The following is a 23,315-nucleotide window of genomic DNA, read 5'->3' as shown; positions in this document are numbered from 1 at the left end:
CCGTTGCTGCCGGATCTGCGGTGGGCACTGCCTGATGCCCTCCGGCACAAAACGACGCCCGACCACGAACCAGGTCCAGAGGGTGACGGAATAATTCACAACCCCGTTTTCCCTGCCATGCACCGTGGATCCAGAAACCGCCCAGAACTGCGCCAACACCGAGTACGGAACCGCCTGCGATGGCGGCATTCAAGGGGACAGTTCCGAACGATGTTTCCTGAAGCATTGTGGTTTGAGCTGGTGTTGTTGCAGGCGTTGTTGTCGGAACGGTCGTGGAACCGCCTGCGATGGAGGCATTCAAGGAGACAGTTCCGAACGATGTTTCCTGAAGCATTGTGGTTTGAGCTGGTGTTGTTGCAGGCGTTGTGGTCGGAACGGTCGTGGAACCGCCTACGATGGAGGCATTCAAGGGGACAGTTCCGAACGATGTTTCCTGAGGCATTGTGGTTTGAGCTGGTATTGTTGCAGGCGTTGTGGTCGGAACGGGCGTTGTGGTCGGTACAGGCGTTGTGGTCGGTACAGGCGTTGTGGTCGGTACAGGCGTTGTGGTCGGTACGGGGTTACACCTTAAAGCCGGATCTTTGGCAGCATCACACACATCGGCCAGTAATGGAGATGAGGAACAATCAGCACTTGTCATTACCCGACACTTCTGATCCAGATAAGAATTAAGACAATCGATATTTTGCAGAGGAATAACCCCCTCAGGGGCTTTACATCGATAGTTGATATTGGCTTCGTAAAGATCAAATACTCCGGTGATAGCTTTTTTAGCTCGCAAACAACGATCCGGACCCAACTTCCACCACCAAGTCTGATCTCCCGTTTGTTGCGTATATAAAGGCAAGGATTTCATATTATTAATACAGTAATTCTTGCAAATGCTTTGATACGCTTTACTGGATACTATTGCATTCTGGTATTCGCAAATAGTTTCCAGAGAGACAGAGTTCCTATTGTACGTTATTGTTGAAATAGTGACGTAACGTGGATTGCATTGAAGACTCTGGTGGTACGAGGCATCACATAACGCGCAAAATCTGGCAGCGACGTTTCCGCTGTCCTTTAACAGAGAGCATTCCTTGACAGCGTATTGATACAGGCAGTCCTGTCCACTGACTGGTAAACGGTTTCTATCCCCGACAGTACAATTGTAGTCCTTAACTCCCTTATCAATAACAAATAGATCTTCGATGTTACTCCCTGCATTGAAGCAACGCTCAAAACCAAGTTCTTGCGCCAAATCGGGATCAAATTGACTCGCGTCTGGAGTACCTTTTTCGATAGGAACGTCATAACTATACTCATAATTAGAATCAGCACTATCGACCTTAATACAAAAATTATCGCAAAGCCCACCCTTAACCAGATGATATCCAGTGGATTTATCGCATGCTTTGCTGAGTGGATTGGAGTAGCAGGTACTCGCATCAATGGCTGCATCAGAAGCGGCACAATAGGTTTTATATGTAGCCCCACCCATCCCACTCCCAAACAAACTTAGCAGAGAGAAACCTGTCAGAAGTTTACCCGCTGATCCGAATCCACCATTAACAAAAACAGCCTGTTGAGTGGTGTTTGTCTGCCAATTTTCAACCGATTCCAGCAAGGCGATACATTTCCTGAAATCCTTATTGGGTGGCGAAGATTGCGGAATCAACACTTGTGCCGCATCGGACTCAGGATTAAACAGTTTGAAACCCGTTAATAACTGCATTGCCCGGTTACACTGTTTATCCATGGCTGCATAGGCCAGGATTTTATTGAGCAGATCATGACCATCCAGCACCTCGGGCCGCTGTCTTTTGAAGGCAGCCATAAAATCCCTCAGCCAGACCAGAGGGTGCTTAATGTTGATCGCTGCGCCCCGGGTTACCAGGTTCTGATAAAAGGATTCACATGCCTCTCTATGCCCACCGCCTGCCCAAGACTTCTCTGGTGCGAATGACTGTTCGGTCAGCAGAGATGGCAAGTTATCCAACAGTGCTTTATCGGTGGCAGTTAGCGCCCGGAGAATGTCCGGTATCGGTTGTTGATCTCCGGATTCTGCCCAGACCAGCCTGCAACATCGACCATCTTCCGTTGTCCGTGTTTCAATAAATACCGGAGTCCCCTCCCCGGTCCTGGTGTCTGCCAGAGCTTGATCAAGCGTTAGCGACCCGTTTGCCGGTGGGGTCTGGGGCGGGCTTTGTGGTTTATTGATTTCGGGGGTTGGCGCATTATCCAACAGACGATGCTCCGGATTTTCTACCGATTGTTTTTGCACGTCCGGGGAAACCTGTGGTTGTTCCTCTCGAATACCGCCCAGTCGCATATCACAAGCCATTGCGCCCAGGGTTGCTCCCCACTGGCCCACCATGCCGATCGCCGAGTTTGCAGCGACCACGCGCAGACCCAGTCCGGCACCAAAGATCGCCAGCCCCCGGAGGGAGGGGGTAAACTTAAAATCAACATCAGGCATCAAATAACCTGCGGTATCGACAGCCACCGTCTTTATTTTCCACAAAGCCCACGAGCCCAACCGCTGACCGGATACCTGCGCGTCAGACGCGTTATCAACATAAGGAGCAGTGTGCGTGTTGGACAGGGCGATGCCAATTCCCATTATCAGTCCTCTGAATGTAATTAACCCATCAAGGGTTTGTTCTCCTGGTTTCCTGTCATCCTTTATCCTTTATCCTTGGGAAATAAACTAAACACCTTGAACTGAAGCCTGTAAAAAACCAACGAATCAGCCTGAAAACAGACGACTGTCCGTTTCAGCACATCAGAGTATAGATACCTGCCGAGAACCTGCAGGATTAGAATTACGATGCCATTATATTTTTTCTACTGAAACCCGTTCGTTCACAAAAACGTCATCACCAGCAATAGCCTAAAAATACCATCGATCAGCGTCGTTCACTCTCAACATCAAACCATAAAACCAATTAACAGACTTATGCGTTATTCTCACATTGATTTACTTGAAACATAAGTGCAAAATCGGCGACGTCAGCCAACTACCATGAACGAAAATCCAATCCTGTGACCCAAGACAACAGCAGGCAGATTTTTCCGGGATAGGGATGCACAAATATCAGGATTACTGACAGGCATCAACACCTGAAGCAGTCCTGTACCCAGCCTTACGCTGGATAGACGACACAGAAAATGAAAGCTCATCGGAAAAACCATAGCTTATGGCACTCTGCTGAAGCAGCACTAAACACCTACTTTAGCGCTACCCAGTTACGTACATACCTGATTTACACTCCGGTGACATTTTCCATACAATAGTGTCTTCCATAAAATAGTGTCGAATTTCGCAAATACGACTTTGAGGCCTCTTAATGACATCAAAGCCCAACGTCCGACAGCCAAGTCATGTGGCCTGCAGAGACTGCAGCCTCAGTTCCTTATGCCTGCCACTGGCACTTAGCATTAAGGATATTGATCAGCTGGATCACATCATCAAGCGTGGACGTCCTTTGAAAAAAGGCGAACACCTGTTCCTGGAAGGTGACCCCTTTACCAGTGTCTTTGCTGTTCGCTCAGGGGCTATCAAAACCTACACGGCTACCAACGAGGGCGATGAACAGATCACCGGCTTCTTCCTGCCCAGTGAAATTCTTGGCCTGAGTGGCATGGATACCGAAACCTATCCGGTTTCTGCACAGGCCATGGAAACCACGATGATCTGCGAGATTCCTTTCGAGCAGCTGGAAACGCTTTCAGACCAGTTCCCGGAACTTCGTCGACACCTGATGCGTCTGATGAGTAAAAGAATCCGTGAAGATCAGCAAATGATGATGCTGCTGTCCAAGAAAAATGCCGATGAGCGTATAGCAACATTTCTGATCAATCTTGCCAGCCGCTTCCGCCGTCGTGGTTTTTCTTCACAGTCTTTCCGTCTGTCCATGTCCAGAAATGAAATGGGCAACTACCTTGGGCTGGCGGTAGAAACGGTGAGTCGGGTATTTACCCGGTTCCAGAAGAACGAGCTGATCTCTGCCGTCGGTAAGGAGATCGAAATCCGCAACTCTATTGATCTGTGCGCTCTGGCAGGCGGAAAAATGCTGGAGCCCAACCAGATTGCCTCCAGCGCCTGACTTTATCTTTTAAAGAAGCTAACCTGACCGTAGCTTCTTCCTTAACTCTCATCGACTGATAGCGGCCTGCCCCCTCTCATGCATACAAATGAAAGCTCGTCCGTTCAGGAATACCTGAAATCCCAGATCAGAACCATACCGGACTGGCCCCATGAAGGCATTCTGTTCCGGGATATCACCACGCTCTTTGAAAATCCAGAGGCCTGGCGAAAGACCGTCGACGTCATGGTTCAGCGATATGAAAAAAAAGACTTTGACCGAATCGGAGCACTGGATGCCCGGGGTTTTTTGCTGGGCTCAACGCTGGCCTATATTCTGAACAAGCCACTGGTTCTGTTTCGCAAAAAAGGCAAGCTGCCCGGCAAAATCATCAGCGTTGAGTATGATCTGGAGTACGGCAAAGCCGTTCTTGAAATGCATGAAGACACCATTCAGCCCGGAGAAAAAATCCTGCTGATGGACGATTTGATTGCCACAGGCGGCACGCTGCTGGCTGCTGATCAGTTAATTCAAAGAGCCGGCGCGAGCACACTGGAAGCCGCTGCGATTATCAACCTCCCGGATCTCAAGGGCGCAGACAAACTCAATGCTGCCGGCATTCCAACATACGCTCTGTGCAATTTTGAAGGCGAATAATAAATTCGTACAAAATCATCTTTATTTCAGAATTTCAGGGATGATACGATATTTGAATTAGACTGCCGGTTGGCGTCAATGGAAGTCCCCAACCGGAAAAATTGATCTACCCATTAAAAGGACTTTTTCACATGGGAATCTGTGCCAAGGAGCTTAGGCATTATGTTGTCCGCCCTGCCCTTAAACACCTGGGTATGTGGAGCACAACCGGCGAGAACCTGCTTCTGGGTACAGCCGCCAGAGAGACAGGGCTTGGCTTCCACCTGAAGCTTGCTAATCATCAGGCCCTTGGCATTTATCAGATCTCTCCGCGCATGCATCGAAGTATCTGGGATAACTTTCTGGCACCACAGCCCGAACTGTCCAGTAAAGTCCGCGGATTGGCCAGCCAGAGAGAATTTCTTTCCCACCCTCACCACGAGCTGGCAACCAACCTGGCCTATGCCACCGCCATTGCATGGCTTGTCTATCACCGATCCGGCGTCAACATAGCGAAAATTGATAAAGACGATATTCTGTCCATGGGCAAGTTGTGGCACAAGTACTTTCACAGCAGAAACCCCGGAACTGCCCAGAGTTTCTGCGACAGTTATCAAAACATGATTATTGAATCAGGAAGTTCCAAAGAAGAGTCCGACTACTTCAACCAGACTGCAGCCAAGCCTGCCTGAAATGCTTTTGAACCACAAAGGCACAAAGACACAAAGGAAAAGACTTTTCTTGTGTTTGACCTCGTTCCCACGCTCCGCGTGGGAATGCATACCGAACCGACCACAAATGAAACAACCAGCGTTAAACTCCGACACTCCCGGAAGGCTCACCCTGTGCATGAAAAATCGGACTACAGACGATCAGAAAACCCGCAGCACACGGGGGACCGTGGGAACGAGTCTGTCTGAAGTTTTTCGACAGCCTCTAAAGGCCTTGAGCCTCAGCACACTTAATACACAGATCGGCGTAAGGCATCACTTCCAGGCGCTGTTCAGGAATCGCCTTGCCACAGGATAAACACAAGCCATAATCTCCCTCATTCATACGGTCAAGCGCCCGATTGATTTTGTTCAACTCAATCACTGTCTCATTCCCAAGGGCATCTATTACTTCATCATTCTCCCGCTCCTGAGCCTGCTCTGACCAGTCAGCACTGTTTTTCCGGGAAGCATCTTTTTTAATATTACCCAGACGCGCATTCAATTCATCCCTGCGAGCCAGTAACCAACTTTGCAATTTAGCATGATTTGTCATTTCGCTACCCCTGCTCCAAACACTGGACTTCATCGCTTTTATTGTTAATAGCGAATAGTAGATCATTGCTACGCAGAAGCGTAATGTTCTCGACAAAAGAAAAAAATAATCTCCCCCTATTCAACACCTTATAACCACAAACGATTTTCCGATAAACACTGACTTGGTTGAATGATAACCGGCAGATATAATCAGCGGATTCACACTGACGGCTAACTCAAACCCTATGACCTCCACCAACCTGACTGGTTCTGACAAAGACAGTTTTAATAAACTCCAGAAAAAGCTCAGACGTCTGACTGGAAGAGCCATCGAAGACTTCAACATGATTGAAGAGGGTGACCGAATCATGGTTTGCCTGTCGGGTGGTAAAGACAGCTACACCCTGCTGCATATTCTTATGAGCCTGCAGAAAAGCGCTCCGATTCACTTTGAGCTGATTGCTGTCAATCTCGACCAGAAGCAGCCCGGATTTCCAGAGCATGTCCTGCCAGAGTATCTGGATGGACTGGGGGTGCCATACCACATCATCAATCGGGATACCTATTCCGTAGTCAAGGAAAAAGTGCCTGAAGGCAGGACAACCTGTGCCCTCTGCTCACGGTTAAGAAGGGGAACCCTATACGCCTTTGCAGAAGATATTGGTGCTACCAAAATTGCTCTGGGCCACCATAAGGACGATATCGTCGAAACCCTGTTCCTGAATATGTTCTATGGCTCAAGATTATCGTCCATGCCACCAAAGCTTCGCTCCGACGATGGCCGAAACATTGTCATTCGCCCTCTGGCCTATTGCCGGGAAAAAGACATTACCTGCTTCTCGGAGCAGTTGGCATTTCCGATCATACCTTGCAACCTGTGTGGGTCTCAGGCAAATCTGCAACGACAGAATATTAAAGCCATGCTGTCGGAGTGGGAAAGTAATCACCCAGGCCGTATTGATTCAATTTTTACCGCCATGCAGAAGATTGCCCCCTCACAAATGGCGGATACAGAACTGTTTGACTTCAAAAATCTTGAGATTGATCGCAGTGGAGAGCGTAAAGATTACGAGCATGCCGATAATCAAACCATTTTTTCCGGCAATGTCAATCTTGAGGTGAGGGGTGTGGAGAGGGACAATGGGGTTCAGATGATTAATTTTGAACCTTAATAATAACCTGAGGCTACCTCTGCCAGCCTCAGTACCAGCAGGTCAGGGCCGATATTCATTCAGCTTCCAGTTATAGCGATAACTGATTCGTCCCTGGTAATTTTCCAACTGCTTCTGCAAACGATCACCAGCAAATATTTTCAACTCCTTCATCACCCCGTCTTCATCAACAAAATCATCTTCATACCAGTCAAAGATATTTGAAAGTACAAGGCGACCACTGACAAAGGAAGCCCCTTTTTTCTGATTAATAAAATGCCTTGCCGCTGTTTCGAGCTGCTCATCAATCTTTTGGCTTTGATAGATCTCTGGCATCAAATCGGGACAACCAATACTGGCACAGTTCAGAGCATAGTGAATTCGGGGATTATTCCAGATAGGCCTTAAAATACGGTGTTCAATATCATGAAGTGAGATTTTTTTGCCTGCGATAGTAATCAACTCATCCCGCCATGGTCCCATTCGAAACCAGCCCTTGCCCAGCTTGGTAATAGATTTTACCGGGTAGTAATCAAGAATCAGGTTAACCGTTAAGGCGTTATAAAGATTGATCCAGTAAGCCAGCTGTTCGTTGCGGTTCAGTTTCCTGGGATCTTGCCCGGCAAGGGTTGTCAGGTAGCGCCCCAAAAGCTCCTTATCGGCTTTTTTAACGCGGCCATATTCAACCATATACATTTCACTGGATTCAGAAAGCTTCACATACCGATCAAGAAAGCTCTGCCAGAGTGAATGATCAACCACCACCTGACTTGTTGCATCGACCTTATCCCAGTACGACCAGCGATCAGGGGAGGGGACCGCATAAACAGCCATGCTGACCAGCAGAAGCAGAGCCGAAATGAAGCATTTTGCCATTCGAGGCACCTTCTTAACGTTATAGTGCGGCCATGAATTAACGATGGTTGAGGTAATAAGAGACCTCATAACCTTATTAGAGACGTCAACAAAGTTGATCGGCAGCCAGACAGGCTACTTCAACTCATTCAATCGCCAGTCATATTGATATTGAATCACTCGGGTATATTTCTTCAGTTTCCTTGATGAAGCGGGCGAAGCGTACTGTCGTAAATGCAGCAGCACCCCCTCCTTATCGATAAAGTCTTTTTCATACCACTCATAGATTCTGGAAAGTGTGAGCGTACCATCGAGCCAGCTCATACCTTTTTCCTGCCGGACAAAGCGTCTGGCCAGCATATCCAGCATCATTTCAGTATTCGCTGCGGTAAAAGCCTGATCAGAAAGATCCGGACAACCCAGGCTGGCACAGTTCACCCCATAATGAATTCTATTATCTTCCCAGAGAGGCCGGAGAATCCTGTGTTCAATATCATTTAAGGTCAGCTTCTGCCCCGCTACCCGGGTGATATCGCTATCCCAGGGGCCAAAACGATACCAGGGACCAATCCTGGTAATGGATTTCACCGGATAGTTTTCTAAAACAAGATTAACCGTCAGTGCATTATAAAAATTGATCCAATAGGCTTTCTGCTCAGCTTTTGTGTAATCCCGGGGATCCAGTGAAGACAGTGACTGCAGGTAGCTCTCAAGCTTTTGTCGATCCTCCTGACCAACCTCCTGATAACGGAACCGATTGCCATCCGGGCGCAGCACCAGGTATTTATCCAGTATTTCCTGCCAGAGATCATGATTGATGTGCTCTTCCGACTCTGAACTGCTTTTATCCCAGTACGCCCAGTATTTACTGGCCGGAGCAGCCATTAACGGGTCTGCAAGAAGAAAAAGAGAAATAAGAAGAACGGATATTTTTGCCGTGAAAGAAAGTTGCCACGGAGGCACAAAGGCACGGAGAAAAGAAAAAGCTTTTCCTCTGTGTCTCCGTGCCTCCGTGGCCAAATCTTTCATACCAGAGGGTGACGAATCATCCTCATGAGTATTTGTCGAATAGACGCAATAAAGCCTGGCTGAAGTGATCATAGGTATATTCACGGGAAATCCATCTCCCAAGTCTTTAGTTGATAAAATCAGGGGTTGCCTGTAACAAGCTCAGCCTGATTATCCAAATCATATTGCAGAAGATCATTACTGTTAATCATGGAGAGCAACTCGTCAACATACTCTACACCACGAATAGAGTAAGCATATAAACCATGGGCCAGCACAGGCCCGGTAATAAACGCTTTCGTTATCCGGCGTTTTCCCCTTAGCTCTCGCAACACCTCATACTGATGATTGGTGTTCAGGTTATGCATGTAGGCTCTGACCGATGCGGCAACATCCTCAAACTTCTGCACTTCATAGGTTTTACCCTCTGGCCGGGCCGCAGGCACAATCCCACAACCTGAACTGAAACACCACTGACCAAAGAAGTTGTTACCCTGCCTTGCAAATCTTGAAGTTCCCCAGGCGGTTTCATTAGCCGATTGTGCCAGCGCCAAAGAAGGAGGAATCATATCCACTCGGGTCAACAATGCCTGAAAGAAAGCCTCATCAAAAACAGAAACTGCACGCAAACGGTACTTTTTTGCCAGATTAGCAAGCCAGACTTTATCATTTTCAGTTAATTCTGCCAGCGATGACAGAGCAATGATGTGCTGACGATTTTTCAGGATAACGTCATTCTCTTTCTCGACCAGTGGATGTAAATAACCAAAGAAAGCGTTTTTCTTCGCTTTGACGTCCATCATACTTCCGAAATCAGGTACCATAGACTCGGGTTGTGCCGCCACTTCCCCGACCGCCACCTGGGCAACAGCTTCGGGTTCAACGGGTTGCTCCACCCTATCCTGCCAGTGTATCCCGCCAGAAGTCACCAGTAAGGCCAACAAAACAGCCAGCATTATTTTATCAAGCTTATTGAGCATGTATTCCTCAGCAAAACAGCCATGAGCCAAAGCAGCATGAGCTAAAAAACGTGATAGCAATAGAGTAAAGGCTTATCGCCAGAAAAGGCAGAAAAACCTTTAAAAAATGCCCGGACTCTTTACAAGCTGAACCAAGTATGTAAACACTTGTGGTGCGGCTTAACGCTGTTCTGCAATGGAAAAACCCTGCAGAGAGCCAATAATAATAACAAAGGTTAACCGCCGGTCAGTATCAGTATCCACCACGTCAATGGAAGAAATGGCCTGATATTTTACCGAATAAATGGAGTCACTATTATGATCCTTAACCATTTCTGGGGTTTGCTCACGGAGCCCGATAACGAATGGGTCAGCATTCGGAAAAACCCGCCCGGGTTGATTCAGCTCTATCTTGGCCAAATCATCTGGCTGGCAGCATTACCCGCAATCTGCACCTACATTGGCACCACAATGATAGGCTGGAGCCTGCCCGGAAGCACTAATGTCGTCCGACTCACCCCTGAGAGCGCTTTATGGATGTCCGTTCTTGCCTGGCTGGCCATAATCTGTGGTGTCGCCGTCATGAGCTGGTCCATGCGCTGGATGAGTAATAACTTCAACAGCAACCCGACACTCAGTGACTGCACCGCATTCACCTGCTATACGGCATACCCACTCTTTCTGACAGGTATTTGTGGTCTCTACCCGTCGTTATGGCTGGCTATTATTGCCGGCACGGTTGCCGTATCAGCCACCGCTTATCTTCTCTACAACGGGCTTCATGTATTTATGAAGATTCCCCGGGAACAGGGTTTTATCTATGCCTGCTCAATACTTTGTATTGGTCTGGTGGTTCTGGTATCCATCATGATCACCACGGTTATTTTCTGGGGGATGGGTGTTGGGCCAGAGTATGTTCAGGCCTATTAAATTTCAAACTTAAACTGGCTGGTTCTGTCAGAACCAGCTATCTATATACCCGGCGAAAGGACTCTATTCAATTTCAAACATATAATTGCCAATGTACCCATTACTCCAACGATCTCAATAACGGTACATGGTGTTTAACCCGGGTATAAACGATGCTGTTGTCGTATGTAACATCATTTTTTCTGGTCTTGTTTTCAGCTCCGACCGTAGTATTTACTGCCATTTTTATACTGATTGGCCTGATAGACGCAGTTTCCGCATTACACAACCTATTGAGAAAATCACTCCGACGCCGACCCGGAGCATTCTCCCTGGCGATCAAATCAGCTATTCTCATCTCCTTACTCATTTCTACCAATGGCCCGTTAGCTTGACATCAGATCTTCATCAATTGCAGCAGAGAGTGATTGAGTTATACGCTCAGGCAGAGAAGCGCCTCAACAGGCGTTTTCAAAAACCCTATATTCGACTGGATTTAAAGGGACAAACCGCAGGTCAGGCCTGGATTGAAAAACGTCAGCTTCGTTTTAACCCTGTGCTTCTGAACGAAAACCGGGACCATTTTCTAAAACAAACGGTTGCTCATGAAGTAGCACACCTGCTGGCTTACGAGCTCTATGGTCCGCGGATTCGCGCCCATGGCCGGGAGTGGCAGTCAATAATGATGGCTGTTTTTCAATTACCCGCAGATCGCTGCCACAGTTACGATACCCAGCGCAGCAGCCGAAGAGACTGGCTTTATCAATGCCAGTGCCAGGGAAAAACCATCCCTCTGGGGACGACACGCCATAACCGTTCGCAAAAAGGGACTGTCTATCTATGCACCACTTGCAGAGCCCCCCTTAAATACCTCGGCAAGATTCAGGCCGGCTCAGAAGAGGCGTAGTCAGCCAGCGCCTTTAATAACGCATCACCATATTTTTCCAGCTTATGCTGACCAATGCCCGATATCTGCGATAACTCCAGCCGGGTGCGGGGGCGGTATTTCATCAACTCCATCAGGGTTCTGTCGTTGACAATCACATAGGCAGGTACATTCTGTTCCTCAGCAAGGCTGCGCCGCAGCTGACGGAGCTGCTCCCATAGCGTCTGGTCATGCTCTTCAACCACCACACGCCCCACTTCCCGGTATTCCTGCTGATACTTCTCAGATGGCTCATAGCGGTCACGACGCAGCTGAATCTGCTCATCGCCTTTTAACAATAAACGACACTTCTCATTCAGCTTCAGGGCACCATGACTGTCGTGATCAACATTGACATAACCCCTGGCCACCAGCTGGCGATACACCGAGCGCCAGCTGTTCTGATCCAACGCTTTACCAATACCAAATGTACTGAGTCGATCATGACCAAAGCGTCGGATTTTATCAGTACTTTTACCCAGCAAAATATCCACCAGGTGGGCAACCCCAAAGTTCTGTCCACTGCGATAAATGCAGGACAACGCTTTGCGGGCGACTTCCGTCCCATCCCACATCTCTGCCGGTTCAAGACAAAGGTCACAATAGCCACAGGGTTTCGCCAGCGGTTCATCAAAATAATTGAGCAACACTTGACGTCTACACCCGGTCACTTCACACAATGCCAGCATCGTCTCAAGCTTTTGCCGTTCTATCTGCTGTATCTGCGGGCTGGCGGTAGAGCGAGCCTGAAGCTGTTTCAGAAGCACCACATCCTGTAAGCCATAAACCATCCAGGCGGTAGCCGGCAGACCATCCCGCCCGGCACGCCCGGTCTCCTGATAATAGGCCTCAATGCTTTTTGGCAGATCCAGATGAGCAACAAACCGTACATCCGGTTTATCAATGCCCATACCAAAAGCAATCGTGGCCACGATAATAATGCCTTCCTCAGCAATAAAACGATGCTGATTTGACCGACGCTGTTCCGCAGGCAAACCCGCATGATAAGGCAGTGCCTTTCGCCCCGCCTGAGATAACCACTGGGCTATCTGCTCAACCTTTTTGCGGGACAGGCAGTAAACAATACCAGAATCATCAGTGTGTTCTTTCTGCAGAAAATTCAGCAGCTGCTGTTTACCCTGTTTTTTCTGACTGATGCGGTAGAAGATATTGGGTCGGTTAAAACTGTCTGTGAAGACCTTTGCTGACGCCAGCCCCAAACGCTCCCTGATTTCCTGACGGGTTCGCAAATCAGCAGTGGCGGTCAGGGCGATTCTGGGCACGCCAGGAAAACGGGTCTGAAGGCAGGAAAGCTGGAGGTACTCGGGTCGGAAATCATGCCCCCACTGGGACACACAGTGGGCTTCATCAATGGCAAACAGAGCGACCTGAATCTGATCCAACAGCCTTTGCATTGACTCTGTAAGTAACCTTTCAGGCGCCACATACAGTAAATCAATTTCCCCCAGCAGCAACTCACGCTCCACCTGCAGACGCGCTTCCGGCAACATAGCCGAGTGCAAACAGTCAGCACGGATACCCAGCTCACGAAGGCTGCGCATCTGGTCTTCCATCAAGGCAATCAGGGGAGAAACGACAACTGCCGTACCGCCCCTGAGCAGCGCAGGGATCTGGTAACAGAGAGACTTACCGCCCCCTGTTGGCATCAGCACCAGAGCATCACGACCCGAGACAATCTCACTGATCACCTCGCGCTGAAACCCCCGAAAGGACGGGTAACCAAACGTATTTTTTAAAATATCCAGAGCTGGATCAGACATTGATACACTAATGCATAAAAATTGGAAAAAGTCTCAGCATCGCACCTGACATCGGACAAAAGATTATTCTGCGCGCGGTGATAAAGAGTTGAGAAAGTGTTAAGAAAGTCTCCAGTATAAGGAGTCAGGCTGCAGATTTCATCTGGTCACTGGTTATCTATTCTTCGGGCAATCCTTTGAAGAACTGAAGAAGAGAAGACTTGAGCTGATCCAGTGTCACGGGTTTGGTAAGGTAGGCATCCATCCCGGCAGACAACCCTTGTTGTTCATGGTCTTTCATAGCGTGAGCACTGAGGCCAATGATTATGGGCTGTATTTTGTGATGTTTCTGTTCACGAATCATTCTGGTCGCCGTCAGACCATCCATCTCCGGCATTTCACAATCCATCAGGATTAACTGAGGGGTATGACTTTCACAAAAACTGACCGCCTGTTTACCATTCTCCAAAATCTTTCCAGTAATACCCAGCTTTTCCAGGTATTTCCGTATAACCATCTGATTGACCTGATTATCTTCAGCAACCAGTACGTCATGGCAAATTGAATTTATCCATTGATCTGCGCCCGTTGTTTCCTCTGCAACAGGATCCTTCACAGAACTCACTGCTTCGCTCTGAACATCTTCAGCAATACGGGTCGGAATTGAGATTTCAAAACGAGAGCCCTTGCCTGGCTGACTGTATGCTTTTATCTCCCCGCTCATCATTTCAACCAGCTGCCGGGTTATCGAGAGCCCCAGTCCGGTGCCTCCATACTGACGGGTAGTAGAGTGATCCGCCTGCTGGAAAGCCGTGAAAACCCGCTCGCACTGATCCCTTGTCATTCCAATCCCCGTATCCTGAACTGACAGCACCAGCCTGTCTCCTTCAGTCACTCTGACGACGTCTCCATAGAGACAGATGCTGCCACTATCGGTAAACTTAAGGGCATTACCCATTAAATTAATGATAATCTGTCGTATACGAGTGGGATCACCATAAATAAGACGAGGCGAATCCGGGTGAAGTTCAACCGATAATTCCAGATTTTTTTCTCCGGCCTGAATGGTAAAGATATCAAGACATTCCCGAAGCACTTCATAAAGATCAAATTCAATAAACTCCAGAGCCAACTCACCCGCCTCAATTTTGGAGTAATCAAGAATATCGTTAATGATCTTAACTAACCCTCTGGCGGAAGAGTGAATCGTTTTTATGTAGTTCAGCTGTTTAGGCGGCATCTCTTCTAACTGCAGTAACTCAGCCATTCCGATAACGCCATTAATGGGTGTACGTATTTCATGACTCATATTGGCCAGGAAAGCACTTTTATAATCACTGGCCATTTCCGCTTTTTTACAGGCTTCATCCAGTGCTTTCCGCGTTTTTTCAAGATCTCCAATAGTGTCGTACAGTGACTTCTGGGCAGTATTAAAACTTTGGGTGACCTGATTATACTGAAAACCCACCTGACCTATCTCCGAATAAGGCTCTACGCGAACCTCCCGGGAAAAGTCACCACTGTCCTGCTGGCTTTTCATGTCCTGCAGCAGGTCATACATCTCAGTTCTTGCCCCATGTTCGGTAAAATTGAGCCCAGCTTCCTCGCCATCGGAACTCACCCGCAGAGGGACTATGTAATTGTACAGCTTCAAAAAAATCCATGCTGTACCGACAGCCCAGACAGCAATAATCAGGGTGCCCCTGAGCTGAACAAAGAACCATTGCAAGCGACTCAATGAGTCAGGAATGGCATCGGTAACGGCAAACAGGGCTACCGCCAGAGTTCCCCAAATCCCCGCGATCAAATGAACCGGAATGCCCTCTACCGGGTCATCAATTTTAAACTTGACCAGAAATGTACTGGCAAAATAGGCAAGAAGGCCACCACAAAGCCCCACCACCACGGCCGAACCCGCTGAAAAAATGTCGCACCCGGCAGTGACACTGACCAGACCGGAAATAATGCCATTGGCGAGGCTAAGAATATTCAGCTTCTCCCCCTTCACTAACTCAAGCGCCAAAACACCAAATCCCCCTGCGGATCCAGCGATCGCGGTATTCATAAGCACCGTCGGAAGCCGGGAAAGGTCACCTAATACAACACTGCCCCCGTTAAACCCGAACCAGCCAAGCCACAGGAACAGATAGCCCAATATCGTTGTCACCATACTGTGACCGGCAAACCCTGCTGACAACTTTTCCAGATAGCCCATCCTTGGGCCAAGAACCATGACCGCCGCTAATGCCACACCCCCACCCGTCACATGGACGACCGAGGAACCTGCGAAATCATAAAATCCCTCTTTTTCCAGCCAGCCCACCTGCTCCCCCAGGTACAGCCCACCCCAGACCCAGTGCCCAACCACCGGATAGATAAAAAGGGTAACGATCAATACAATAACCAAATACCCCTTAAGAGAGCATCGCTCAGCTACAGGGCCGGAAACAATCGTAACGGCAGTAGCAGCAAACATGGCCTGAAAGAGAAAAAACAGAGGCTTAAACATATCGTCCGGAGGAATATAAAGCGGAGATAAGCGACCAATAAGGCCAAAATAAGAACTGCCAAACATCATGGAATAACCAAGCACCCAGAATAATAAAATAACCAGCATCAGATCCAGGAGATTTTTGGCGGCTACATTGATACTGTTTTTAGATCTGACAATACCGCTTTCCAGACACAGAAAACCAATCTGCATCAACATCAACAGTCCCAAAGAAATAAATAAAATAAGGTATCGAATAGCTTCAGCAGACATTTCCACATCCCTGTACCATGAATCCTGACCATCAGATCTTTTGCCCGATGCCTCCTAGCTATTTAAGTCTAGTTGACCGTATGTTCCCGATACCCGGAATAATTATTCTCCTGCAAGAGGGCGTCATATCCTTAATCAGATCAATAGCCTACTTATTTGAAATGTTGTTATTTTGTCTACTTACAAGCTCTATTTAATCAGGTTTACATTTAAGACTGTTTTTAGTCACTGTTTAGATAGAAAAATTTTTTTAATTGAAATTCCAAAATAAATACTCTTATGTGTTGAGCTTTTATTCATCGTCAAGCCAGAGTAAAATCACGCCTCAAATTTTCAGCATATTTTCAGGATCTCCTCCATGTCGAATACCCGTGCGTCTCTGGAAGCGTTGTTGCAGCCTTTCACTGAGAAAAATGAAGGTACTCTTGATTACCACGGTCTTCACGGTTTCCTGACGGCCCTGACCATCTGCCCCACCGCGCTTACAGAGCAGGAGCGTAACGAGAGCATTTTTGATGGCGAGGCTGCACTTCCAGAAGCAACAGCCACAGCCTTAAATCAGCTGATTGCCAAAGTACAAACCGCCATTGACCGTGGCTTTAATGATGAAGAGGAAGGCTTCTCTCTATCCTGTGAAGCAGAACTGGAAGATCACGATGACGAAGCACTGGCCAACTGGTGCACAGGCTTCATGGTTGCCCACTTTCTGAATGAAGATGCCTGGTTTACTACCAACGAACAGGAAGCCTGCGAGCTGCTTCTGCCCATCATGCTGGCCTCCGGTCTGTTCGATGATGAGCAGGAGTTCAAGGATATCCTTAAAGACAGCAAGCTTACAGAGGATATGTGCAGCCAGATTCCTGAAGTATTGATGGAACTCTATCTGATCTTTAATGCCCCGGAAGATAAAAAGCCCCACAATACAAACAAGCGCCGCTCATAACCCAATCTAACGGGCAATCAGAAGGCCTCTGGTTGCCCGTTATCAATGCCAGCCTGAACATTGGGCTCACCCAGACTTCAACCCTTCTATCCCTGATCTGTCGGCGTTTGCTAACGTCAAGCTCACGACCAACAATGGGGGACGTACCCCTCTATGTTAAGGCTCGTCTGGAAGACTCCGCAATGTCAGCCTTGTGATGATACAGACTTTTAAACCCTGTCGAAGAACGATGGGCAGCGACATACATACTTACGTTCTTATCTTCTTGCGGCAAATACCCGGTCATTCGACTTTCACCGGTCTGATATCCCGGAAGAATTGCCACTCCCTCAACCCCAGAGAATTGGCTTAAAAAACAGGATTCTTGTCATTATCATTCCTGACTGTCATTAATCTGTCACTACAATGCGCGAATAATTTTATAAACCCTGGATTACAGAATAATGACAGAAGCATTATCAAACAGGCAGACTAGAAGTGAACAAGAATAACTTCTGACAAAACTCAAATCAGCTTTTAAACTGAAAATAAATAATAGATAATTCAAGGATGAAATAAAGTGGATTCCAAACCTGTAAATAGTAGTACCCCAAAAAATGATCACCACTTGTCAAATGACAAAGCTAACAAAGAATCTATACATCTAAATGAAAAAATTACAATTGATGGAAAGGAACATAAAGTCAGCAAACCGGTTATATGGGGTTTAAAGCTCTGCCGGGCATTGCTCAGTGTTTTTGGATTATTTAAAAAAGCAGAAAATTATTTAAAAAATTTGATTGATGAAAATCGAAGCACTCCTCAACAAAAAACTCTTTCAGAAAGGAGTATCACCAAAACCAAAGATGGTAAAGGAGTCACTTCCAAAAGACTTCCCAAAGACAACATAGAATTCAAGAAATTAATTCCATCTACTTTCTCTTCACTAAAAGAACTTCCAGAATCGCTAAACAAAGCATTCCCAGAAAAGGTTGAAGATGAAACATCAATTAATGGTTATCAAAAACTTGCCAAGCAAAGTAGAAACCTGAAGATATCATCATCAAATAGCCTCAATAGCAAAGAAAACACGTCTGAAGAAGCTAATCAATTTAGAAAAACAGCAGTTCCAAAATACAAAGATATTCACTGTCATAAGGACTATTGTCCAGCACCAGGAAACACCTATCATGCAACCAAAATTGCAATGCCACATGGGGACTTTATTGCTGCACAGGGTCCGGTTACAGCCACTGTAGATAATTACATACGGCTTATTAACTCAAATGATGCACCTGTTTCCTTAGCTCTTATTGGGGAAGGTGATTTGAGATATAAAAACGACAAAGAAAAAAATCTCTCAAGGATTGGACCGAAAGAAATAGGGCAACCTCAAAAAATTCCTGAACAAAAAGATAATAATGGAAACGTCATAGCAAAAGCATTTGAAATAGAACTGGTCGAATCGTTTGATATAGCCGATTTGGATTTTCGCATTGATAAGTTCAAGATCGATGGAAAAACCCATTTCAGAGTCAATGAAATGGGTTGGAAAGACCATACCGCCGGCAATCCTGCCAGACTGGTCGCAGTAGCATTGATTGTGGAAAAGCTGAGACAGCATCCTGAAGTAGCAGATAGAGCAGAGCAGCCAATTGTCGTCAATTGTAATGCCGGTGTCGGTAGAACAGGGACCTTCATTACTGCCGATGACACTGTTCGAGAATATTTAGAACAAGGTGGCGAATACAGCCAGGACTTCGATCAAAAAATTCTTTATGCACGGGAACGTAGAAATTTATTTGTTCAAACAAATGGGCAATACAGCACTCTGACAGCTCTGCACCAAAATCTGGCTACGATTGCTGAACCAATAATACATGCTCTCGATATTCGAAAAGAACCGAAGTCTCAAGAGATTCTGAAAAATACACAATCACTAAATGATGATAATATTTCATTAATTTCCGCAAGCAGCTATATTCCAGAGGAATCTACTGATAGCTCTGCGTATGCATCAGTCCAGGGCACTAAACTTTCACGACTATTTACTACATTAAATAAAGCAAAAATTGAAAATGGAAAACTCAATATTGAGAGTGATATAAAAGGTAAACTTGAGAAATTCCCCATAGACAAGCTCCGCGGGCTAATCACTTCAGGCAGCCAAAACTCTTTAACTAAAAATATTACTGACCCCGCCATCAAAGATCATGCTCTTACACTGATCTCAAAAGTGTATGGAAAAAAGAAGGCCGTTAACTATATCAAGCAGCAGAATGAAGACTTGCAAAAAGCAAAAAATAAAATTGAGCAAGAGTACAAAGAAAAAACCGGTGCCACCCATAACACTATAAAAACTGCTGCCTTGCAAGAAATTAACAGGCAAATAACACTCCAGCAACCACCGCAAACCCCCAGAAGAGATACAATCGAAACTGAGAACCCCTATGTAAACTTTCCAGTTAGAAATAGCCGATTATCTTCAGGAGATAACTCGAATTCAACTGGTAAGCTATCGAGACAGGACCACACTACTGCCACACAAAAAGCCCAGAGAGTGGCAAAAAAGAAACCTCCAACCCCTGCAAAAAAAGTTACAGCAAATACTGTAATGAATAAAATCAACGCACAAACCTATCAAAACCGGGATCAGCTCAACACTGACTTGAACAGCATACGAAGTGAAGAGGAATTAAATACACTGAAAGCAGAGTTTTCAAAATTCAAAAATAGAGCCTCCCCCAATGATACACAAGCATGGGAACAAGCAATTCAACATATTTCAAAACTGCTGGGAGGAATGGGTACACCAGGGGCATAAAATCTTGTGAGCCAAACGAAGAAAGCCTCTGGTTCTGTTAAATAATAATTTGCAATAACTCAAACAGAGGCACAACAAGCTTAAGTCAAAATATCCACAACACTCTCCAACTCAGAAATTGTCTGTTCTATTACAATACGATAGTCAGACTTTTTCTGCTTGATAGCATTATGCTTGAGCTGAGTACGGGCACCATCAATGGTAAAACGCTGGTCATAAAGCAGACTGCGAATCTGCCGTACAAGATGTACGTCTTCGTGACGGTAATACCGTCTATTCCCTCGACGAACCGGCGAAAGCTGAGCAAACTCCTGCTCCCAATAGCGCAGAACATGAGACTTTACAAAACACAGCTCACTCACTTCGCCAATAGTAAAATACCGCTTGCCAGGGATGGCTGGCAGATCACTCGTCCTGAGTTCCAAGTCCTGCATGAGATTCCACTCTTGCCTTGAGTTTCTGACCGGGTTTGAAGGTCACAACACGCCGGGGGGTGATCGGGATTTCCTCTCCCGTTTTAGGGTTCCGGCCTGGTCTTTGACTCTTATCCCGTAAATCAAAGTTGCCAAAACCGGACAGTTTCACCGATTGATTATTTTCGAGAGACTGCCGAATTTCCTCAAAAAACAACTCAACCATCTCCTTGGCTTCGCGTTTATTAAGACCAAGCTCTTCATTAAGTCGCTCAGCCATATCGGCTTTCGTCAGGGCTCCCATGAACCAATCCCCTTTTTTGTTTTTCCCATGGTAATAGCTATATCGGTTTTCTCAGTGAAGAAATAACAGGCAATTACCATGGTCTTATTATTTACTCTCTAAAGCCATTGACTGGCGTTTACTGACGCAAGCTGGCATCAAATTCCTGCTTCAATCGCGCAACCACACGATCAACCAGCTGACTAACCTCGTCATCCTTTAGAGTGCGGGAAGGATCCTGTAAGGTCAAGCTCATAGCGAGACTCTTGCAGCCTTCTTCAATGCCTTTACCCGCATAAACGTCAAAAGTATTGACCCGACGCAGCAGCTCACCGGCCTCGCTTCGAATCGCCTGTTCAAGAGCTCCAGCGGCAACGGAATCCTCAACAACCAGGGCCAGATCTCGTCGAACTTCAGGGTATTTGGATAAGGATGCAAAACGAGTCACCTTACCTTCAGTCACAGCCTTCAGGCTCAGTTCTACCAGATAAACCGCACCGGGCATATCCAGCTTTTTCACCAGCGAAGGATGAAGTGCCCCCATATGACCAATAACATTTCCGGCCCGCACAATCTCAGCACACTGGCCCGGATGTATGGCAGGATGCTCTCCTTTACGGAAAACAAACTCATTACCCGCCTGACCAAGGTCAAATACCGCTTCAAAATCACCCTTCAGGTCAAAGAAGTCTACGGACTCTGCTTTGCCCTGCCAGCTCTCTGGATAACGACTACCGGTAATTAATGCCGCCAGCATCGGTTCCTGCCTGAGTTCATCTCCTTCTTTAACAAAGGTCAGGCCTGTTTCAAACAGTCGAACCCTGCTTTGCTGACGATTCAGATTGTATCCGGCGGTTTTCACCAGACCTGGCAATAGCGTTGTACGCATGACCGAAAGGTCACTGGCAATGGGGTTCGACAACGCAACGGCTTCACCCTCAGGATCAAACAGCTTATGCAGTTCTGGCGCAATAAAACTGAAACACACCGCTTCCTGATAACCACGGGCCGTCAATGCACGACGAATGTCTGATTCCTGAACCAGAGACTCATCCACCTGCTTCATCTTTAGCTCAGCAAAAGGTGTGCTCTCAGGCAGATTGTTGTAGCCGTAAATACGTCCCAGTTCTTCTATCAAGTCTTCTTCTATGGAAATATCAAAGCGCCAGCTGGGAACAGAAACATTCCAGCAACCATCACCAGTAGAGACTAAACCAAGACCAAGACGCGAAAGCAGTGCTTCAATATGACTGTCTTCAATAGTCATACCCAGCAGTGAAGTCACTTTTTCAGAACGAAGCCTTACTTCACATAGCGCAGGCAGGTGAGCTTCGCTGGCCACTTCAGTAACCGGACCTGGCTCACCACCACAAATATCCACAATCAGGGCAGTCGCCCGTTCAATGGCCTTTTTCTGTAACTGGAAATCAACGCCACGTTCAAAACGGTGGGAAGAATCAGTATGCAAGCCGAAAGAGCGTGCTTTACCTGCAATGGTGATGGGGTCGAAAAATGCACTCTCCAGGAAGATGTTCCGGGTATTTTTATTAACTCCCGAACCTTCACCCCCCATAACACCGGCAATGGCCAGCGCTTTCTGCTCATCAGCAATCACCAGAATATTGTCGTTCAGTGTTACTTCCTGACCATCCAGCAGAGTCAACTTCTCCGCTGCTTTTGCCATCCGTACATGGATACTGCCTGAGAGGGAATCCAGATCAAAACCATGCATAGGCTGACCCAGCTCCAGCATGACATAGTTGGTCACGTCAACAACCGGATCAATGGAGCGAACACCTGAACGACGCAGGCGTTCTGTTAACCACAAGGGCGCGGGACGGGAAACATCCACACCACGAATAACACGACCTACATAACGGGGACAGCCCCGGGGAGCATCGATACGAACCGGGAACGTGTCATCAATAGCAGGTGCCACTTCAGCCACTTGTTCTTCGGTCACATCCGCCAGGAAGTTTGCGCTGACTTCACGGGCCAGACCGGCCATGCTCAAACAGTCACCCCGGTTAGGCGTCAGGTCCACATCAATAATCTTGTCATCCAGGGACAGATATTCACGAATATCCTGGCCAACAGGTGCATCCAGAGGCAGTTCCATCAAACCATCGGAAGAGTCTGCCATGCCGAGTTCTTCTTCGGCACACAACATACCGAATGACTCAACGCCACGAAGCTTTGCTTTCTTGATCTTGAAGTTGCCGGGCAATACCGCGCCCACGGTCGCAAAAGGCACCTTGATGCCGACGCGGGCATTAGGAGCACCACAAACTACCTGGAAGGATTCACTGCCGGTGCTGACCTGAGTCACACGCAGTTTATCGGCGTCCGGGTGCTGCTCACAGGCAACAATTTCACCCACCACAACACCGGCAAAATCACCGGCAACGGACTCAACAGTATCAACTTCCAGCCCGGCCATGGTGATTTTGTCCACCAGCGCCTGAGTATCAACCTCAATATTGACCCACTGCCGCAACCACTTTTCACTGAATTTCATGTTATTTACTCAATCCTGCCGTTCTTTAAAATTTGAAGATACCGCTTGCTATTGCTCAACCGTTCTCAACG

General features: G+C 47.1%; 19 protein-coding genes. 8 read left to right on the top strand and 11 right to left on the bottom strand.

Features of this window, described 5'->3' with window-relative positions; genetic code table 11:
* Nucleotides 1-2,605: hypothetical protein (locus tag RM811_RS21535; protein ID WP_402528225.1), on the bottom strand; the 2,605-nt coding region annotated here is incomplete at its 3' end.
* Between the two features lie 727 nt (nucleotides 2,606-3,332).
* Here RM811_RS21535 and fnr point away from each other — a divergent pair.
* The 3 genes from fnr (at nucleotide 3,333) to RM811_RS21520 (ending at nucleotide 5,398) form a co-directional block, all read left to right on the top strand.
* Nucleotides 3,333-4,091 (top strand): fumarate/nitrate reduction transcriptional regulator Fnr, encoded by a 759-nt coding sequence (gene fnr, locus RM811_RS21530; RefSeq protein ID WP_402528222.1) that lies wholly within the window; start codon nucleotides 3,333-3,335, stop codon nucleotides 4,089-4,091.
* 78 nt (nucleotides 4,092-4,169) lie between these two features.
* Complete coding sequence (locus tag RM811_RS21525; protein ID WP_402528219.1) at nucleotides 4,170-4,727, top strand: adenine phosphoribosyltransferase; 558 nt, start codon at nucleotides 4,170-4,172, stop codon at nucleotides 4,725-4,727.
* Between the two features lie 131 nt (nucleotides 4,728-4,858).
* Nucleotides 4,859-5,398 (top strand): hypothetical protein, encoded by a 540-nt coding sequence (locus RM811_RS21520; RefSeq protein WP_402528216.1) that lies wholly within the window; start codon nucleotides 4,859-4,861, stop codon nucleotides 5,396-5,398.
* A gap of 244 nt (nucleotides 5,399-5,642) precedes the next feature.
* On the opposite strand, the gene RM811_RS21515 is transcribed toward RM811_RS21520, so the two are convergent.
* A complete protein-coding gene (locus RM811_RS21515) occupies nucleotides 5,643-5,972 on the bottom strand; it encodes a TraR/DksA family transcriptional regulator (protein WP_402528213.1) in 330 nt (109 codons plus the stop codon).
* Between the two features lie 226 nt (nucleotides 5,973-6,198).
* On the opposite strand from RM811_RS21515, the gene ttcA reads away from it, so the two are divergent.
* Nucleotides 6,199-7,125 carry a tRNA 2-thiocytidine(32) synthetase TtcA gene (gene ttcA, locus RM811_RS21510; protein ID WP_402528210.1) on the top strand — a complete coding sequence of 309 codons (927 nt, stop codon included), beginning with the start codon at nucleotides 6,199-6,201 and terminating at the stop codon, nucleotides 7,123-7,125.
* 42 nt (nucleotides 7,126-7,167) lie between these two features.
* Here ttcA and RM811_RS21505 read toward each other — a convergent pair whose 3' ends face one another.
* The 4 genes from RM811_RS21505 to RM811_RS21490 form a co-directional block, all read right to left on the bottom strand.
* On the bottom strand, nucleotides 7,168-7,980 hold the full coding sequence (locus RM811_RS21505; RefSeq protein ID WP_402528207.1) for a DUF547 domain-containing protein: 813 nt from the start codon (nucleotides 7,978-7,980) through the stop codon (nucleotides 7,168-7,170).
* 114 nt (nucleotides 7,981-8,094) lie between these two features.
* A complete protein-coding gene (locus RM811_RS21500) occupies nucleotides 8,095-9,072 on the bottom strand; it encodes a DUF547 domain-containing protein (RefSeq protein ID WP_402528205.1) in 978 nt (325 codons plus the stop codon).
* A gap of 35 nt (nucleotides 9,073-9,107) precedes the next feature.
* Complete coding sequence (locus RM811_RS21495; protein ID WP_402528202.1) at nucleotides 9,108-9,947, bottom strand: glucosaminidase domain-containing protein; 840 nt, start codon at nucleotides 9,945-9,947, stop codon at nucleotides 9,108-9,110.
* Nucleotides 9,948-10,106: 159 nt separating this feature from the next.
* Complete coding sequence (locus tag RM811_RS21490) at nucleotides 10,107-10,259, bottom strand: hypothetical protein (protein WP_402528199.1); 153 nt, start codon at nucleotides 10,257-10,259, stop codon at nucleotides 10,107-10,109.
* Here RM811_RS21490 and RM811_RS21485 point away from each other — a divergent pair.
* Both RM811_RS21485 and RM811_RS21480 read left to right on the top strand, forming a co-directional pair.
* Complete coding sequence (locus tag RM811_RS21485; RefSeq protein WP_402528196.1) at nucleotides 10,245-10,856, top strand: Yip1 family protein; 612 nt, start codon at nucleotides 10,245-10,247, stop codon at nucleotides 10,854-10,856. The genes RM811_RS21490 and RM811_RS21485 overlap by 15 nt on opposite strands.
* 370 nt (nucleotides 10,857-11,226) lie before the next feature.
* Nucleotides 11,227-11,742: a SprT family zinc-dependent metalloprotease gene (locus tag RM811_RS21480; RefSeq protein WP_402528193.1), complete on the top strand. Its 516-nt coding sequence runs from the start codon at nucleotides 11,227-11,229 to the stop codon at nucleotides 11,740-11,742.
* On the opposite strand, the gene recQ is transcribed toward RM811_RS21480, so the two are convergent.
* Nucleotides 11,718-13,541, bottom strand: coding sequence for a DNA helicase RecQ (recQ, locus tag RM811_RS21475; RefSeq protein ID WP_402528190.1), 1,824 nt, complete (start codon nucleotides 13,539-13,541; stop codon nucleotides 11,718-11,720). The two genes, RM811_RS21480 and recQ, sit on opposite strands and share 25 nt — an antisense overlap.
* 157 nt (nucleotides 13,542-13,698) lie before the next feature.
* Nucleotides 13,699-16,284, bottom strand: coding sequence for an ammonium transporter (gene amt, locus RM811_RS21470; protein ID WP_402528188.1), 2,586 nt, complete (start codon nucleotides 16,282-16,284; stop codon nucleotides 13,699-13,701).
* A 358-nt stretch (nucleotides 16,285-16,642) separates the two neighbouring features.
* On the opposite strand from amt, the gene RM811_RS21465 reads away from it, so the two are divergent.
* Entirely contained in the window at nucleotides 16,643-17,227 is a 585-nt protein-coding gene (locus tag RM811_RS21465; protein ID WP_402528185.1) for a YecA family protein, read from the top strand.
* A gap of 559 nt (nucleotides 17,228-17,786) precedes the next feature.
* Nucleotides 17,787-20,030 (top strand): protein-tyrosine phosphatase family protein, encoded by a 2,244-nt coding sequence (locus tag RM811_RS21460; RefSeq protein WP_402528182.1) that lies wholly within the window; start codon nucleotides 17,787-17,789, stop codon nucleotides 20,028-20,030.
* Between the two features lie 80 nt (nucleotides 20,031-20,110).
* On the opposite strand, the gene RM811_RS21455 is transcribed toward RM811_RS21460, so the two are convergent.
* The 3 genes from RM811_RS21455 to pheT form a co-directional block, all read right to left on the bottom strand.
* The gene (locus RM811_RS21455) at nucleotides 20,111-20,464 is read right to left on the bottom strand and encodes a MerR family transcriptional regulator (protein WP_402528179.1); all 354 of its coding nucleotides are present in this window, start codon (nucleotides 20,462-20,464) and stop codon (nucleotides 20,111-20,113) included.
* A complete protein-coding gene (gene ihfA / locus RM811_RS21450; RefSeq protein ID WP_402528177.1) occupies nucleotides 20,436-20,747 on the bottom strand; it encodes an integration host factor subunit alpha in 312 nt (103 codons plus the stop codon). Before ihfA ends, RM811_RS21455 begins: the two co-directional genes overlap by 29 nt.
* Before the next feature lie 118 nt (nucleotides 20,748-20,865).
* A complete protein-coding gene (gene pheT, locus RM811_RS21445; RefSeq protein ID WP_402528175.1) occupies nucleotides 20,866-23,244 on the bottom strand; it encodes a phenylalanine--tRNA ligase subunit beta in 2,379 nt (792 codons plus the stop codon).
* Nucleotides 23,245-23,315: the final 71 nt, after the last annotated feature.

This window comes from Endozoicomonas sp., from assembly GCF_031844845.1.
GTDB lineage: Bacteria > Pseudomonadota > Gammaproteobacteria > Pseudomonadales > Endozoicomonadaceae > Endozoicomonas.
The sequence above is the reverse complement of the archived record's forward strand: the minus strand, read 5'-3'. Positions and strand labels throughout refer to the sequence as shown.